Here is a 17,091-nt window from a genome sequence, read left to right as displayed (position 1 = left end):
ATTCCGAGGAGACTCAATGAAGGCCGTGTTTGCAGCGACTGCAATTCTTTTTTCTAGCTTGATGGCTCAAGCGGAAGTAAAGACGTTGCTTTATTGCAAGAACATCGCCCAAGGCGATTTGAAGTATATCGTTATTCGTGAACTTGAAGGCTTAAAACCCAAAGGCATCGTTGAGCTGCAAGAATTTCCCGGGGACGGCAGCTCCATCACACGTACGATGACCATCAAAGACTACAAAGACGGCTATATCTCTATCAGCAAGCAAGACTCTGGAGATGAGCGCACCCTTGTCCGTAGGAACGGCCATTGGGAAGTGTTATCAATTGTCGGGGATTATAAAGCTTACTCCCACGCAGACTGCGAAGAGTAAAAACCTAAACGGGTTCAGAAATGGCAAATGAAGATCGCTTCACGGGCAATTCCACAATTGCCATTTCTGAGGCCGTTTTTTACCAAGCTGCTAGCTGGCGGCGGCGGCGATTTCTCTTACGAACTGGAGTACTTGTACTAGTACTTTCAACTTGTGTTGTGTTCGTTGGAGTCGTCTCCAATTTATCTACCTGTTTCATAGCCGAACTCCTTTCGTGCTAGATTAAGGACTCCACTATTGTCTCAGAGATGCGACGCATAAAGCGACGCTTTTAATATTAGTTTTCAATCATGAAAACAGAGTGATAACTGAGTCTAGTTTATAGCTCGACGTGCTATTTATAGTCGTTTTCAGAGGGAAATTTGATCTTTAGTGAGTCCAAACCCACAAAGGGCCGATGAGCAAAAACTGTAAGTCTTTGAAGAATGAAGGCTTTTTTCCCTCAATTTTGTGGCCATAAAACTGCCCCATCCAGGCAATGACAAAGATAATCGCTAAGGCAATCGCCGGATTCATGAGATGGCCGACGAAATAGAGCAATATATAAGAGGCTATGACCTGACCGAATATCATCAAAAAAGATTTGAAGCCAAGCGTCAAATACCAGCCTAAGGCGACAGCAATAATAAGCTCCCCGAAGCGAATGGGGCCTAAATGAAGCGGAATCAAAATCAGAAAACCAACGACTGAGAAGAAAATCGCAGGCACGCAGATCTTGTGGATCTTGCGATTCGTAGGATTTTGATGGCTTTCACTATATTCGGCATACCACTGATCCAGCGTTTTCATTGCGACCCTTTCGGTTGAGCAAGTGGCGCGACCATTCTGACTCCCGGTGGAACATCACGCACCACTACAGAGTTCGCACCAATGATCGCACCATCACCAATCGTGATAGGACCCAAAACTTTTGCGCCTGTTCCGATCAAAACTTTATTTCCAACTGTCGGGTGTCTTTTCACCGGATCGAACTTTGTTCCGCCTAAAGTCACTCCGTGGAAGATGATGCAATCATCACCGATCACAGCTGTCTCGCCGATGACAACGCCAACACCGTGATCGATCACCAAGCGGCGACCGATCGTTGCACCCGGGTGAATTTCGATGCCGGTCATCCAACGCGAGATCTCTGCTACTAGACGAGCTAAAAAGAAAAACTTTTCCGCATAAAGAAAATGCGCAATGCGATGACATAGCATCGCTTTCGGTCCCGGATAAAGTAAAGCGATCTCCCACAAGGATTTCGCTGCGGGATCGTAGCTTTTGTATGTCTTAAGAAAATCAGTAATTCGTGCAAACATTAATATTTCTCATTCAAATCATCTAATAGGAAGTAACGATCAAAGAGTTCGTTATAACGAGACCACTTTTCGCCGGAACCTTTTTCCCCGTCGATGAGAGTTTTAACAGTCGCGACTTTGCTATCAAAGTCATCAATCATGGCAACAACCATGGCTTCTAAAAATTTCGGGCGTTTCGGAGAACCATACTCCAGTCTTCCGTGATGACTTAAGATGATGTGCTTGCAAATGTCACGAAGCTCGTCATCAAAACCCAAAATGCGTGATGATTTTTTATCAATCAACTCACAAGCAATCTGCATGTGCCCGATCAAACGGCCTTTGTCTGTGTAAGAAATTCCGTTGTCATAGGAAAGCTCCCACACTTTGCCAATGTCGTGGAAAATGGCGCCGAACAAAAGCAGATCCCGATTCAAGAACGGATAGTGTGTTCCCATGAAATCCATGATCTTACAAATCGAAAGGATGTGCTCAAGCAACCCCCCGACCCACGCATGGTGAATGGATTTCGCTGCAGGCGCACGCAAGATTTTTGGACGAATTTCAGGATCTTCCAATGTATCTAAGATTAATTGGCGAAGATTATCATTTCTCATCGTACGCACCATCTGGGTCAGCTCTGCCAGCATGTCCTCAGTATTGCGTGAAGCCTTCGGAATAAATTCTTCGAAATTTACAGTGGAAGAGTCCACTCGCTCTAACTTGTGTACAATCAATTGCTTGCGATTTTGGAAAAGCTGAACTTGGCCTTTGACCTTGAGGACGTCACCAATTTCAAACTCGCGAGAAAGTTCATCCACGCGGTCCCACAAACGTGCATCGATGGTGCCTGTGCTGTCACCCAACTGCAGCCCCATGAACGGTCGTCCATTCTTCCCGATGGCGACGGTTTTTTCCTTCACTAGAAATAATGAATCGACATTTTCTTTGTCTTTAAGACTTTGAACAGTTTGTCTTTCCATTATGGCCCCTCACAGAAAAGGTTTTGGTGCTTGGAATCCTTGAAAGTTACTTGGGAAATAGAAATGCCTGTTGGCTTTTGGGCCGCAAAGAAGAAAGTTCCGCCCAAAACCGTGATATAGCGTTCACGAACGGTGTTAACTTTCAAACCTTCCTTGGTCATGGCTTTCATGAATGTCGTCGTAATATCCAAAACTTGGTTGCAACCACTTCCCAAAACTTTATCGTCTACCTTGCGACGTCGAGTTTTGCTCATGAACAAAACTTTTTGCGCCGTAGAGTCCTTGAACTCTGGGAAATCAAAACCCACATAGAAAGAACCCTTGGCATCCGTGATATATTGGGAAAGATCGATTTCGCCGCCGCCTTTTGGTAACGAGATTTTTACAGCTTCATCTTTCACGATGCCGTCATTTTTCTCGACGAGGAAAACTGTGATTTCAGCAAAATTGACATCTTTGGCGACTCCGCCCTCTTTGCCCTTTTCGCCTTCCTCTTTCTTCTCTTCCTTTTTACCTTCTTTAGCTTCGCCTTCTTTTTTTTCTTCTTTACCGCCCTCGCGAGATTCTTCTTTTTTCTCGGCAACGACAGGTTTGAATTCTAAAAGATCCCAAACTACAGAAGGAATACGGACATCTTCGGCAATATCTTCGAATTTTACTTCTTTATATTTTTCAACGTGAAAGCCGGGCTCCTTCGTACAGGCTCCCAGTGCGAAAAACATCCAGAGTGAAAAGATCTGGACGAACTTTTTCATTACTCAGACTCCAATTGGTCCCTTAGTTCAAGAAGCGGAACGTAATTTGGTTCTGCCTCTAAACCGGCACGAACATAGTCATAGGCAGCCGCACGATCTTTTTTGCGAACCGCACTCCAAGCCATGCCGTATAAAGCAGCCACATCACTTCTATTTGATTGATACAATTGCGAGAAGCTTTGTTGCGCGCAAGGAATATCAAGCGTTGTAATACAAATATCGCCTAACAAATGATTTTTAACTTTTAAATTTGTGAGTTCTGGCATTTTCAAGATCGCTGTCGCCTCTGGTAAACGCGACGCCTTGACCAGATAACCGGCTTGGGCCGCTAACACGTAAGGATCTTTAGGCCCTTCAGTTAAAGCTTCTTGCAACATCTTTTGCGCTTCACTGTCACGATTCACTTCCATTAAACAGACAGATCGAAGCGCTTTCATCTCAGCTGTCTGAATGCTTTTTTCAAACAGTTCAGAGCAATACTTTTCAATATAATCCCATTGTGTAAAACGCCAATCTACCATCAAGGGATGTGTATAACGGTCCGCCATACCTGGTTCGGTGTCGAGAAACTGAACGACGGCTTGATTTACAGCATCCGTATCGCCGATCAAGCTTTGCGCATATATCAGAAACAAGTTCAGCTCTTGGCGAAGGTAGCTTGTGCGCTCAAGACTGGCTTTGATGTCGGTAACTAAAGGTTTTAGAAATGAACGATCTTGTGTCGTCTTTGCAAATTCCATCGCTGCCATGGCACGACCGAATAAGGCGATCACCGAGTTTGGATTTTTGCGGTACACAGATTCAAATTCGCGCATCGCCTCGCCATAACTGCCCTTTTTCATTTGCACAATGGCCAAATTCACAAGAGCTGATATGTTGGCTGGATCATAACCAACCGCTTTTTGAAGAGTATCTTCCGCCTCTTTCAAATCGCCATCCATCATATAAGATACAGATATTCCAAGATAAGCATCCACAAGGTCTTGGCGTGAACGGCCATCTTGGGAAAGAGATCTTTCCAAGATACGACGTCCTTGCAAACTTTGACGATCTTCCGAAATCAAAACCGGAGCCATTTGAGTTTGCGTCTCTGAATCAGGCTCTTTCATCACGGCTGCTTTTTTATAAGCCGCTAATGATTTTTCATAAAGCCCAAGGCTTTTATAACGAATGGCTTGATTCAAAAGCTCTTCATAACCGATGTTTTTGCGACGATCTTTTAATAACAAACCCGCCACTATGCCGATGGCCGCTAGACCCGCGATACCAATCAAAGCCCAACGAAGGGTATTAGATTGCTTCTGCATTTTTCCACGAACACGGGAATCAACAGAAGAACCGTAACTTTTTGCTCCTGCTTCCTTGGCCAAAGAACGAGTGCTTAAAGTTCTTTCCACTGAAGGAGTCACGTCTTTAAAATCCCCTGCCGTCGGTGGCGGCGGAGGTTCAAAAGCAGGAACCGGCGTTGGCGTCAGCTCATCGTTAAATGTCTGCGTCAGCGCATCCGTTTTTGTGAACGTATGCTGAGCAATTGACTGAGTCATTGTATTTTCAGAAGTTGCATCTTGTTCTTCACGGATATTGCGAACAATCTCCATGAACATTTGGCTTTCGCGGATATATGCCCAACGCCCTTGTGGTTGGCGAACCTCGTCGATGATCGAGATCTGCTTGCTCGCCAACATCTGCGTCACTTCATCTAAAGTGAATGGCCCAAGAATCCTCGTAGAGGATTTTACGAGCCAATTCTTCTCGGAAGGGTTGGCAGGTTGTGGCATCATGCTGTTAGAGTCCTCGAGTTAAGAGTAGTTTGAGATCGTCGTTGGTAAGGTAAAGACCCGCACCCACGAAACCGGAACGAGTGGAGTTCTTATTAAGAGTATCGTTGATACCGGCGTCTACATAAAGACCGCGATAGAAGTACCAAGTTGCATAGGAACGCCAATTTGTTCTTGTGAAGTCGAACGCCTCTGTCGTGAACTTCAACTTACGACGTAGGAAGAAATAATCCACGCCGAAGCCGCCACCATTTTCGATGATACCGCCACGCAAAGTCAGATCCCAGAAGTTCTTAGCAAACATTAAAGTCAGCTTGATTCTGTTTTGATAAGTTGCTGTCTGAGTAATATCCGAAGTTGTTGTACCGCTTGTTTGAGTACGAGTTGTCTCGACCACACCGGCAGGATCATCCACGACACCCAAATAATAGTAACGATCTAGACCCGGTTGAATCACGACACCGATAGAAGATTTCCAACTTCCAACTGTGCCCAAGTATTCCGTCCTGAAATCGAATGCTGTCTGCATACGGCTTGCTACACCCACAAGATCGCTGATCCCGTCGATAGCAGAGTCCACTTTCTCAGCCGTTGATTCGTCGCTAACAAGCTTGCCAATTGTACCTTCACCGCGGTTGATTTTCGCCGTAACATCATCCAGGTTTTTAACTGTGGCAGAAAGATGCTCCCACGTTTTTTTGAAACCTTTATCACTGTTATCATTCGCGATAGCTTGCAAAGAAGAAGTTACATCATGGATTTCATCTACGATCTCGCCGATCTTATCTTTGTTTTCTGAAGTTACGTGAGCCAAGTCATCTGTGATCGTTTCAATATTTTTAACGATACGACCTAAGATGTGTTTACGAGTTCCGTCTTCGCTTGTCGCTTCTTCAAGATTCTTCGCTACAACTTTAAGCGAAGATGCCACGTCACCCACTTCGGCCATCAATGTATCCAAAGAACCTTTGGATTTGATGTTCAAGATTTGTGCGCCCTCTGGAAGTGGAGCATCCGTCGGAGAACCTGGATAAACCTCAACGTGAGAATCACCCAAGATACCTTGAGCTTTGATCTCGATCGCTGCCGAAGTTGTTAATGGGATATCAGATTTAACCGTGATATCGATACGAGCTTGGCCATCTTGTAAACGGATGTCTTTAATAACACCTACTGGAATACCGGCAGACCGAACCGCAGAGTTCTTAACAAGTCCACCCGCATTTGGAAGAAGGAACCAGGCTTTCTTTGAACGGCCTAGATAAGAAGGATCGTCGCTGACTTGCATGGACATGACGGCGATCAAAGATCCCACCACGATCACAAACAAACCAACTTTAAATTCCGCTACACGAAGCCAATTCATTGATGTCTCATCCCTTTATTCACAAACTTCTTCACCAGTTCGATATCTGTATTGAAGAAGTCTTCTGGAGTACCAAAAAGTAAAACCCGGCCACTATCTAACATTGCGATATGATCGGCAATCCTAAACGCAGCGGACAAATCATGCGATACCATAATCGACGTTGTCCCAGGTCTTGATTTGTGAGTACTCAGAATCAAATTATCCACCATTTCAGTCAGAATGGGATCTAAACCAGTAGTTGGTTCATCGTATATCAAAATTTCTGGATCTAGGGCGAGAGCTCGCGCCAAACCCGTTCTCTTCTGCATACCACCTGAAATCTGAGAAGGTAGTTTGTTATTATGTTTTGGGTCCAAACCGACTTCTTTGAGTTTCTCTTCGGCTATACGAAGGACCTGTGCCTCTTTCAAATCGCGACGATGTTCAAACAAAGGAAAACAAACATTTTCCAAAACAGTCATATCATCAAAAAGAGCTGCAGATTGAAAAAGAACTCCGAACTTGCGGCGGAATTCAGTCAGTTGATTATCGTCCAAAGTTGCAAGGTCTGTTCCTAATACTTCAACGGTTCCCGAGGTTGGTTTGTAAAGACCCAGAAGATGCTTCAACACGACACTCTTACCAGTTCCAGAGAAACCAATAATCGCAGTCAAAGAGCCTTTGGGAATTTCCAAATTGACCCCCTTCAAAACGAAGTCTTTGCCACCGTCGAAGGATTTTTTTACGTCTCGCATGACAACTGCATTGGAAGTATTCGCCATTACGAAATCCCCGCGATGTTGTAGTAAAGACGAATCAAGTTTGTCAGGAAGTAATCAAGAATGATGATCGCGACCATGCTTTGAACGACGCCTTGGTTGGTTGCGTCGCCTACGCCTTTTGCGCCACCCGTTGTATTGAAGCCACGGTATGTACAGATCAAGGCGAAGAATAGGCCAAAAACAGCAGATTTAAAAAGACCTTCGTTGATATGTTTTACTTCGATAAGGTCTCTGATTTTTTGCCAGAAGATAGCTTCATCAAGTTGCACCATCTTCACACACAAGAACCAGCTTCCCAGCATTGCAACGAAATCGAAAACCGCAGTCAAAAGCGGCATACAAATCAACGCTGCCAACATACGTGGAGAGATTAAATATTGTTTTGTGTTCACACCCATCACATCGAGGGCATCAATTTGCTCATTCACACGCATGGTTCCCAATCGTGCAGCCATCGCCCCACCCGCACGAGCAGCAACGATCAAACCTGTGAGCACAGGTCCCAATTCACGAGTGATGCCTAAAGCAACAACGGGCCCTACCATGTTCACGGCATTAAACATTTTAAAGCCAAGATAGATTTGTAAAGAAAGAGCTAGTCCTGTGAAGGCCCCTGTCAAACTGATGATCGCAATGGATTCGTTACCGATGAACTCCATGTGCTTGATAACCTCAGGAAAGCGCGAAGGCTTTGAGAAAATCAAACGTGCACTTTCAGAGAAGAAGATCATAACTTTGCCGGTTTCCTCGACAAATCTTCTGGTCTTTCCGATAAAGAAGTCGCCGACCCAGCTGACTGCGCCTGCGGCTTTATCTACTACTGCCATTATTCTCCCCCAACGTTCTCTAACAACGAGTCTGCTTCGCTGCCGACGTAAACTCGTGGTACGCGCTCGCCAACACTTGTGAGCATTTCCCAAGTGATGCTTTTCGCTTTCCCTGCCAATTCTTCCGGCGACAAGAAATTCCCATGAGAATCGTAACCAAATAAAATAACCTGTTTATCTTGCAACTGTGCGAGGTCTTGCCCCTTCACTGCATCTGTCACATCCAACATCAAGTAGTCCATGCAGACGCTTCCAACAACAGGAACGCGAGCTCCGTTAAATAAAGCATAAGCTTGGTTGGATAAAATGCGATGATACCCATCCGCATATCCAATCGGCACAATCGCGATCACAGAGTCGCGCTGGGCCTTCCAAGTTCCACCGTAAGAAACTTTCTCGCCAGGTTTTAAATGGCGGAAGGTATTTACCACGGATTTTAGAGACATCACAGGCTTTAAATCGCAAAGATCTTTGGACTCCAACGGATTGTAACCGTAGATCATAAGCCCCGGGCGCAATCCCCAGTTCTGCAGTAAAAGCGGATGAGTGCCGTGCTGACCGCCGCCCTTCTGCTGAATTTGCAACAAGCTTAAAATTCCTGCGGAGTTCAAAGCATGACAGAAAATATTGAAAGGTTTAAAAACTTGGCTGACGTGATGAAGCTTGCGAAGTTGTTCCGCACTGTCACCATTTTCAGAAATAGCATCCTCACCGTTATACAAGTGAGTGACTAATGCTTTCACACGGATTTTTTTATTCTGCCACAGACGCTCGTAAAGTTTCTGAGCCTCTTCAGGACGAAAACCCAAACGATTCATTCCTGTATCAAATTTCAAATGAATGCCCACAGGATCGTCAGCGACTTCTTCAAGATATTGAATCTGCTCCCACGTCGTCACGACCGGAGTCATACGATACTGAAGAATTTTTTCTGCCCCCTCGCGGTCAAATCCACGGAAGACTAAAATTTCGGCTTTCACTCCGAAATTGCGAAGCAAAAGACCTTCTTCAATCAAACACACGCCAAGATGTTGCACGCCTAAAGTTTCAAGGAAACACGCCAATTGCACGTCGCCATGACCGTAGGCATTGGCCTTCACCATCGGGCAAAGGAACGGCGCCTGAGGAAATAACTTCTGCAAGGCACGAATGTTGTGTGCCAAGTTATCAAGATTAATTTCTGCAAAAGTGCGGCGATACATGTCCATCTTTAAATTCTCTATTCAGCAGGAACTTCAAACTCCGGACGATGAGTCTCTGGAGCTTTATACAAGCAAATTTTATTTCCACCCTTGTCAACGATGTGACTCAAAGCTTTCGTCGCTGACTCGTCCAATGTCTTCGCAGAATCACACAGGGACGGATACTCACTGATCCCCAAGCTGATAGAAACTTTCATGCCGTTATCTAGGAATGAAGTTCCTTCGATGATTCGGCGAAGTCGCTCGGCCCGCAAAGCTGCACCTTTTCGCGAGCAGTGCGGAAGAATCATTGCCATTTCATTGGCAGCCGTTCTGCAACTTTGATCGTTAGATCGGCTGGTCTTAGCAATGACCGTAGCAACAGATTTAAGCAACTCATCTCTCACCGCTTCACCTAAAGATGACTCGATCTCATAAAAGTCATCCATAGCAACTTTTACGACAGAGACAGGCTGTTTCAGACGACGCGCTCGCGACACTTCGTCACCGAGAAGCTTAACATAGTAATTTCGGTTATAAAGTTCAGTGACAAAATCTTGGACCTCGAGCGAATCCACTTTCTTTTCCAGAACCAAATATGAGTAACACAAAGAGAAGAGCGCAAACTCCTCCGTCAATTGTGAGGCCGCGTGTTTTTCCAATCCACCCGAATACACGAAAACGCCTTCAAGATTTTGAGCGCCGTACAACGGAAGTGCTTTAGGCGGATTGAAATGGAAAGCCTCGACCAACATCTCATTAAAGCGCGCTGGCAAAAGCCCCATCGCAAGCTGAGTGCCCAGATCCTTCACATCTGCGGATTCAAGCTGACAGCCCACGCCCTGTATTTGCTGCCCTTCCACACCGTTCGCATGTGTCGCCACGAAAGAGCGAACCGAAGGCAAAAATTTGAAGAACACACACAAAGTACCCGCGATATTGTTCAAATATTTTTGAATCATATCTTCTTTGCTTTGGGCCGAACGATACTGACCGATCTTTGTTGAAACCGCTATCGTATCAGAAACCTCAGGGGCTGCCTTCATACTTGTGACTGCCGCTTTGTGAACTTCTTCGACCTGTTGTTTGCTTGTCTGCAAATCATCAAAGAGCTGTTCGTTCTGATAAGTCAGATATAATTTTTCGCAGGCCCGATCCACAGCCCACACAATGCGCGATTCTAGCGCCGCCGGTTCGTCAGAGATCACATCAACAAAACCGAAGTTGTTGTACTGAGCCAAAATATCAAATTGCGAAATCGCCGTGATGGCAATGAAACGAATGTCATCGTTGATACCCTGAACGTGAGTGACAAAATCACTCAATGCCCCACCCAACGCGGCCGTCGAGAAAATCAAAATATGCGGAGCATTTTCTTTCAAACGCGTTTCAAGAGCTTCAGGGTCCTGGAAGAAATAGGCATCATAACCCGCTTGTGAAAGATATACTTTCGCAGAGGCGCCCTGATCCACATCCGTGGTAAAAATATAAATCGTAAACTGAGAGCTATGATCGCGAATATTCAATTAAACCCTCTTTCCAGGTCTGCGAATCTCGACATGGTAACTATCAAGTTTTGAAGTTTTTTGTTTTGCTTCCATCTTCGGCGCATTCACGAAACTGACTGGAGTCAATTCGTCATCCATGGGTGCAAGCTCGGCCCCCATTGGCCCCTGCGATTCCGCAGAGGCTTGAGCCATTTCCATCACCGGAGTTTTTTCATCATTCAACATTTCTTCTTTCACCTCTGGCATTGCCGGAAGCTCCAAAAGATTTTCGATATTCACATCAAGTGGCGATTGCGGAGCCGGCTCTGGCATCGAAGCTTGAACTTCAGCAAATTCCTGTTCGGCTTCCTTACGAGCTGGAGATTCATCTTTCAACTGTGGCAACTCACGAGCAATTACAACTTCTTCCACTTTTTCTACGCTTTCTTGCGGCGCACGCAAAACCGACGCCACTTCCTGTTTCTTGAATAGCACCGTGACCTTCGTCCCTTGGCCACGCTCTGAACTGACTTGCACCTCTGCGTTGTGCTCCTTCAAAACACCAAACGCTACAGACAGACCCAACCCCATATGGTTATGGAAAGACCTTGTTGTGAAGAACGGATCGAAAATCTTTTGCAGGTTTGCGCCGTCAATACCTTCACCCGAATCCTCGATTGTCAGATGAATCGCTTTTTCATCTTCAAACAGATCGATCTTGATTTCCTTCTTCGGCATTCTTTCCATCGCTTCTACGCTGTTGGTAAGAATGTTTTCGATGGCTTTCGTCAAAGCTTCAACATGCAACTCAACCGGAGATGTCTCTTGGAAGTTTCTTGTGATCTTGACACCTTTGCTTTGCATCAGACTTTCAAGATTTTTCAAAGCGCGGGCAAGAGGCCCTTCCACTTTCATCGAGTTCTTATCTTTGATCTCTTCACCGGCATAACCTAGAAGTTTATCAAGAACACCTCGAGCGGCTCTTGTTTCACGCAAGATCGATTCTGTGCTGCTGACCACTTCATTGTTTGGGCTCTGACCCAAGATCATTTGCGAATAGCCAAGAATTGAAGTGAGGGGGCCGCGCATTTCATGAGCCAAGGCCGAAGCCACACGCATTGAAGCTTGAACTTTGTCTTTTTGTGCAGCCTCTGCATCAACTGTCACTGCTTTTTCAATCACAGGAGCCGCTACGACTTTCATTTTCGCCGCTGCCAATTGCTCTTCCAAATTTTCAATTTCTTTTTCCGCAGGAGAGATCACCCACAACGAAGCCGCTGTCCCCACAAGCACAAGGCCCGCGCCTAATAACAAGAACTGCCACCACAAACCGGTGCGGCCTTTCATTGCCTCTGCCAAAGGTGCTGAAGAAATCACAAGCAAGTTGCTTTGCGGAATCTGCTCGTACATGCCGTACAACTCTTGACCATTGGGAAGCTTGAAAGTCCCGCCCCCATGAGGCGAGGAAGTTTTTTGTGCTTCTTTAAAGAACGGATCATCGCGCATCACCGTGCCCAAATATTCAGGAATTGTGTGGCCTACCGTCAAACCCGTCGAAGTCACAACCGAAAACGAACTGAGCGAACCACGTTGCGCATCGATCAGCGACTGAAAAATTTCACCATTACCAAAAAGAGCGTAAGCTTTATTTCCCTCGAGGAAAACAAGAGCGACATAGCGACCGCGGTTGCTGTCTTGGAATGGCTTTACAAAAAATCTTAAGTCACTGGTGCGATCTGTGACTTTACCTAAAGCAGACTTGACGAACTCTTTGCTCCAGCTGGCTGCTTTTGAATTGTCTTTCGTAATCAATGTCTGAGGATCTAATTCACCGTTCGTTACAAGGAACGATGCCGCTGCATAGTAAGGCGTCACTGACGACCATGCGAATTTTTCTTTTTTAAAATTGTCGGCGTTGAAAGTTGAGACAATTCTTTGCAGAGATTTTAATTCGACGGCCAATGCATGATCAATCGCACCAAGCTGTGTGCGTGTTTGTGCTTCGACCCAACTCATACGATCGCCGTAAACAAAGCTGTCTGTGCGCCACAAAACTGCGCCAATAAAAATGGCGGAGACGGCGATCAGAACTGCAAGAAGTTTCACTTTCATCGAGGCTGTTCCTTCCTAGGTGGTCTACCCTCCGAATCCGTCGGAGGTGAGCTAACTTAAAACGTGTGAGCCCTTTGATTTCATTGTACTTTTAGAAAGTGATAAGAATCAAGCAAGACTCCCTTTGCCAAACAGATTTAAAGAGCGTAGAAAGTTGAAATTATGAGTATTCACCGCTGCGATGTTTTGATTATCGGCTCCGGCACTGCCGGTCTTTCTCTCGCTCTGAAAATGGCTCCTCTGGGAAATGTGATCATTCTCGCCAAAGAGAAAATGACAGACTCCAATTCAGAAATGTCCCAAGGGGGCATCGCTGCCGTGATGTCTGAATCCGACAGTTTTGAATCTCACATTCAGGATACCTTGATCGCAGGTGCGGGGCTCTGCCACGAAACTGTAGTTCGCAATTATGTCGAACAAGCTCCTGATCGTATTCAGGAATTAATAAACTGGGGTGTTCATTTTGACCTTCGCAAAAAAGGCGGAGAAGAAACCGATGAGATTGATTTGACGCGCGAAGGCGGACACAGTTTCCGTCGCATTCTGCACTTCGAAGATCAGACGGGCTTGGAAATTCATCGCAAACTTTTGTCACGCGTTCGCCAAACTCCAAATATCAAAATCATGGAACGCTTCAATGCCATCGACCTCATCGTGAACAAAGAGGTCGACATTTCCGATATGGCCCCAACAAATTGCGTAGGCTGTTATGCCCTGGCCGTGGACTCTGGCGAGGTGCATACTTTTGTGGCAAAAACAACCGTGCTTGCTACGGGCGGCGCAGGAAAAGTTTATCTCTACACCTCCAACTGGAGCGGCTCAACAGGTGACGGCATTGCCATGGCCTACCGTGTGGGCGCTCGTATTGCGAATCTTGAATTCATGCAATTCCATCCGACATGTTTGTATCATCGCGACGCTCGCAATTTCCTTATTTCAGAAGCATTGCGCGGCGAAGGCGGGGAATTAATTAACTCGAAAGGCGAAGCCTTCATGAAGAAGTATCACAAGCTAGGCTCGCTGGCTCCTCGTGATATTGTCGCTCGTTCGATTGATAATGAAATGAAACGCGCCGGTTCTGAGTGTGTCTATCTTGATATGACGAAGCTTGATGCGGATTTCCTTCGCAACAGATTTCCAACAATCTACAATACGTGCTTGCAGTTCGGAATTGATTTCACAAAGCAGCCGATTCCTGTTGTTCCTGCGGCTCACTATTTATGTGGCGGGGTTGTGACCGATGAAAACGGCCGCACCGACATCCCTGGCTTGTGGGCCATTGGCGAGACCGCTTGTACTGGCCTGCATGGGGCGAATCGCCTGGCCTCGAACTCTTTGCTAGAGTGTTTAACGACGGCACACAACTGCTCTGAGCAATTGAAAAGCTCTTGGAGTTCGCTGCACATTTATCCGAAAGATCCAAAACCTTGGACTCACCCGGAAGAATCCAATGACGACGAAATGATCGTGATCACAGCAATGTGGGAAGAGCTTCGTCGCCTAATGTGGAATTATATGGGAATTGTCCGCTCTAACAAACGTCTAGAACGTGCTCAACACCGTCTGAAAAATATTTTAGATGAAGTGAAAGAGTACTATTCGAATATGAAGATCCACTCTGACATTTTGGAGCTGCGTAACATCGCTATTGTCGCGGATTTGTCTGTAGAGTGCGCTCTTCGCCGTCATGAGTCCCGTGGAATTCACTACAACATCGATTATCCAGATAAAGAACCAGATCCAAAGGACACCATCGTCGTCCGCGGTCTGACTTAATCGCTCTTGCACTGGGTAGTTTTTAACGGCAATCTAGGTTCATGTATAAAAGATCCGAAGGTTTCTTTAAAGGCTACCAAGACATCAACTTGTTCTTTCAACTTTGGGAAAATCCAAATGCCAAAGGAACAATCATCTTTACTCACGGTCATGGTGAGCATTCAGGCTCTTACAACCGCTTGATCAAGGCGTTTGAAAATGACTCTTGGAATTTTTATGGTTGGGATTTACGTGGCCACGGAAAATCTGACGGTCGCAGAGGTTTCGCTGAATACTTCGATGATTATTGCCGCGATTATAAAATCTTTTTGGACATGGTTTTAAAGGATCCAAAAGTTGCTGGCAAAGGTCCCGTAATCTTGCTTTGTCACTCTATGGGCGCCTTGATCGAGTTGAAAGCTCTGATTCGCAATCCTGATTTACAGTACGACGGAATCGTTGTGAGCTCTCCGCTTTTGGGCCTTGCCATGGAAGTTCCGCAGATTAAAGCAAAAGCTGCTGGTATCTTGAATAAGCTTTTGCCACAACTGACATTAGGCAACGAGATCAGCAACTCGATGCTAACAAGTGACCCTGAAGTGATTCGAGAATTTGAACAGGATTCCTTACGCCATACGCGCATGTCTTCCGGTGTTTTTGTTGGAATGTTGGAATCTTGGGGGTATGTCCGTCCTCGCGCCAATGAGCTGAAAAAGCCTGCTTTATTCTTGCTACCTGAGCACGATCCGGTGTGCAGCACTCCCGATGCAAAAGCATTCTTCGAAAAGATGAGCAGCAAACGCAAGGAAATCTACATCTATCCAAACGCAAAGCACGAAGTATTTAACGACGTGATGAGAAATACCGTCTTTGCTGATTTGAAAAAGTTTTTAGATAGTTTTTTGGAGTCTAAATAATGAAATACCTAATTGCCTTGAGTCTTTTGGCACTTTCTGCATGTGCCACCTATGAAGTGACACCAGGGGGTCGCGCGATCCGCACTGAATCTGAATATTTTAAAGAGATCGATGCTCACTCTGACCAATTGACCCGCTACTCTGGTCTGTACAACTTGCTGGATATGCAAGCGACGGTTTTAAACTCGAAAGTGCGTGAAGCACAAATGGATCAGTTGACTCGCATCTATCAATGGGACGAGAAAAAATACCAAGAGGAAAAAGCCAAGAATCAAGCTTCGCTTAATAGCGAAACGCAAATCTTCTTGGGCTTCTATACGCCAGAGCGAAAAAGCGACAACTTGGATAAGCCATCCAATCAATGGCGTGTATTTATGGATGTCGGTGGCAAACGTTATGATGGTAAGGTCACAAAAATCAGAGTGGCAACCCCAGAACTAACAAGCCTGTATCCTTCTTACAACCGCTTCTATACGCCTTATACCGTCACCTTCAATGTGCCTATGAAATCCATTGAAGATCAACCTCTGAAAATCACTGTCACTGGCGCCGTTGGGTCTGGCGTTTTAACACTGCAACCTTAAATAAAAAAGGGACCGACTGGTCCCTTTTTTATTTCATTTTAACTCGCCTACTTGCTTCTTCTTCACCCATATACTTCACAAGGATATCGTGCAGACTTCCATCGGCTTTAATTTTCTCTAAAGCCTGACGAAGCATTTTTTCCTCATCCGAGTTCAGACGACGTTTCGAATAATAGACACCAACTTCGGCTGGAACCTCGCTGTCTTTAATACTGACTACTTTTCCCTCTAGCTTCATCTTTTTTAAATAGTACTCAGTCAAGAAAAACGAAAACAACACAGCCTGCACGCGCCCCTGCTTTAACAATCGGAATGCGCCTTCGGGATCTGGAACACCAATAATTCTTCCAGCTAACAGAAGTCTTCTTTGCTCCTCTTCGCTCCATACCGTTTTGGTTCCAATCAACTGCGCAAACTTCACTTTGCGATCTGCAAGATAGTCACTCACAGTTTTTTTCGGATCATAATTGCTCGTCAAGACTGTCAACCGTCGGGTGGTAGTATACAGCCCCTGGAAGTTGCCTGAAGAGCTGTATTCGTTTCCTTTGATCACCAACATCACTATGTCAAGATGACCTCTTTTAAGTTCTTCAACACTCGAAGGGCGAGGGACTTCTTCTTCAAGAAACTGGCAGCTGGTGTTCTTGGCAAGATCATTAACAATATCGTGAGCCAACCCCTGCAACTTGCCATTCTCGCGAAAAGCAAAAGGCGCATAATTATTGAGACCTACGACAAATTTTCTGTCGCAAGTTTGTCGTTCTGTGGTGTGAGCCCACAAGAAACAGGCTGGGATCATGAGAAATAGCAACGCCTTCATGATCCCATTCTATGTAACTCAACACAAAAAATCTTATTTTTATGAGAGTATTACAGGGAAATAAAGGTCGTCAGAGCCTTTCAACGAGTTTCAAATATTTCTCGCGAATTCC

Annotated in this window: 16 protein-coding genes; 4 read left to right on the top strand and 12 right to left on the bottom strand. The window is 45.5% G+C overall.

Annotated elements, in window-relative coordinates:
• The first annotated feature begins 16 nt into the window (after nucleotides 1-16).
• Entirely contained in the window at nucleotides 17-370 is a 354-nt protein-coding gene (locus VF412_RS02080) for a hypothetical protein (RefSeq protein ID WP_331337539.1), read from the top strand.
• 369 nt (nucleotides 371-739) lie between these two features.
• Here the strand turns inward: VF412_RS02080 and VF412_RS02075 are convergent, their stop codons facing one another.
• From VF412_RS02075 to VF412_RS02025, 11 genes are read right to left on the bottom strand one after another with little or no spacing between them, the layout of a single operon-like run.
• Nucleotides 740-1,159 carry a DUF962 domain-containing protein gene (locus VF412_RS02075; RefSeq protein WP_331337538.1) on the bottom strand — a complete coding sequence of 140 codons (420 nt, stop codon included), beginning with the start codon at nucleotides 1,157-1,159 and terminating at the stop codon, nucleotides 740-742.
• Nucleotides 1,156-1,671: a serine O-acetyltransferase gene (gene cysE, locus VF412_RS02070; protein ID WP_331337537.1), complete on the bottom strand. Its 516-nt coding sequence runs from the start codon at nucleotides 1,669-1,671 to the stop codon at nucleotides 1,156-1,158. Before cysE ends, VF412_RS02075 begins: the two co-directional genes overlap by 4 nt.
• Nucleotides 1,671-2,633: a 3'-5' exoribonuclease YhaM family protein gene (locus tag VF412_RS02065; protein WP_331337536.1), complete on the bottom strand. Its 963-nt coding sequence runs from the start codon at nucleotides 2,631-2,633 to the stop codon at nucleotides 1,671-1,673. The genes cysE and VF412_RS02065 overlap by 1 nt, the downstream gene beginning before the upstream one ends.
• Nucleotides 2,633-3,388, bottom strand: a complete 756-nt coding sequence (locus tag VF412_RS02060; RefSeq protein WP_331337535.1) for a hypothetical protein — start codon at nucleotides 3,386-3,388, stop codon at nucleotides 2,633-2,635. The genes VF412_RS02065 and VF412_RS02060 overlap by 1 nt, the downstream gene beginning before the upstream one ends.
• Nucleotides 3,388-5,169 carry a tetratricopeptide repeat protein gene (locus VF412_RS02055; RefSeq protein WP_331337534.1) on the bottom strand — a complete coding sequence of 594 codons (1,782 nt, stop codon included), beginning with the start codon at nucleotides 5,167-5,169 and terminating at the stop codon, nucleotides 3,388-3,390. Before VF412_RS02055 ends, VF412_RS02060 begins: the two co-directional genes overlap by 1 nt.
• A 4-nt stretch (nucleotides 5,170-5,173) precedes the next feature.
• Nucleotides 5,174-6,532 carry an MlaD family protein gene (locus VF412_RS02050; RefSeq protein WP_331337533.1) on the bottom strand — a complete coding sequence of 453 codons (1,359 nt, stop codon included), beginning with the start codon at nucleotides 6,530-6,532 and terminating at the stop codon, nucleotides 5,174-5,176.
• Complete coding sequence (locus VF412_RS02045; protein WP_331337532.1) at nucleotides 6,529-7,296, bottom strand: ABC transporter ATP-binding protein; 768 nt, start codon at nucleotides 7,294-7,296, stop codon at nucleotides 6,529-6,531. The genes VF412_RS02050 and VF412_RS02045 overlap by 4 nt, the downstream gene beginning before the upstream one ends.
• A complete protein-coding gene (locus VF412_RS02040; RefSeq protein ID WP_331337531.1) occupies nucleotides 7,296-8,123 on the bottom strand; it encodes an ABC transporter permease in 828 nt (275 codons plus the stop codon). The genes VF412_RS02045 and VF412_RS02040 overlap by 1 nt, the downstream gene beginning before the upstream one ends.
• Complete coding sequence (gene alr, locus VF412_RS02035) at nucleotides 8,123-9,331, bottom strand: alanine racemase (RefSeq protein ID WP_331337530.1); 1,209 nt, start codon at nucleotides 9,329-9,331, stop codon at nucleotides 8,123-8,125. The genes VF412_RS02040 and alr overlap by 1 nt, the downstream gene beginning before the upstream one ends.
• An 11-nt stretch (nucleotides 9,332-9,342) precedes the next feature.
• Complete coding sequence (locus VF412_RS02030) at nucleotides 9,343-10,830, bottom strand: GGDEF domain-containing protein (protein WP_331337529.1); 1,488 nt, start codon at nucleotides 10,828-10,830, stop codon at nucleotides 9,343-9,345.
• Complete coding sequence (locus tag VF412_RS02025) at nucleotides 10,831-12,903, bottom strand: HAMP domain-containing sensor histidine kinase (RefSeq protein WP_331337528.1); 2,073 nt, start codon at nucleotides 12,901-12,903, stop codon at nucleotides 10,831-10,833.
• A gap of 162 nt (nucleotides 12,904-13,065) precedes the next feature.
• Between VF412_RS02025 and nadB the strand changes: the two genes are divergently transcribed.
• From nadB to VF412_RS02010, 3 genes are read left to right on the top strand one after another with little or no spacing between them, the layout of a single operon-like run.
• The gene (nadB, locus tag VF412_RS02020) at nucleotides 13,066-14,679 is read left to right on the top strand and encodes an L-aspartate oxidase (RefSeq protein ID WP_331337527.1); all 1,614 of its coding nucleotides are present in this window, start codon (nucleotides 13,066-13,068) and stop codon (nucleotides 14,677-14,679) included.
• Between the two features lie 41 nt (nucleotides 14,680-14,720).
• A complete protein-coding gene (locus tag VF412_RS02015; RefSeq protein ID WP_331337526.1) occupies nucleotides 14,721-15,575 on the top strand; it encodes a lysophospholipase in 855 nt (284 codons plus the stop codon).
• Nucleotides 15,575-16,159, top strand: a complete 585-nt coding sequence (locus tag VF412_RS02010; protein ID WP_331337525.1) for a hypothetical protein — start codon at nucleotides 15,575-15,577, stop codon at nucleotides 16,157-16,159. The genes VF412_RS02015 and VF412_RS02010 overlap by 1 nt, the downstream gene beginning before the upstream one ends.
• A gap of 28 nt (nucleotides 16,160-16,187) precedes the next feature.
• On the opposite strand, the gene VF412_RS02005 is transcribed toward VF412_RS02010, so the two are convergent.
• Nucleotides 16,188-16,979: a substrate-binding periplasmic protein gene (locus VF412_RS02005; protein WP_331337524.1), complete on the bottom strand. Its 792-nt coding sequence runs from the start codon at nucleotides 16,977-16,979 to the stop codon at nucleotides 16,188-16,190.
• Nucleotides 16,980-17,091: the final 112 nt, after the last annotated feature.

Origin of the sequence: Bdellovibrio sp. (assembly GCF_036384735.1) — a bacterium.
In the GTDB taxonomy this organism is placed as follows: domain Bacteria; phylum Bdellovibrionota; class Bdellovibrionia; order Bdellovibrionales; family Bdellovibrionaceae; genus Bdellovibrio.
This window is presented reverse-complemented; position numbering and strand designations above follow the sequence as displayed.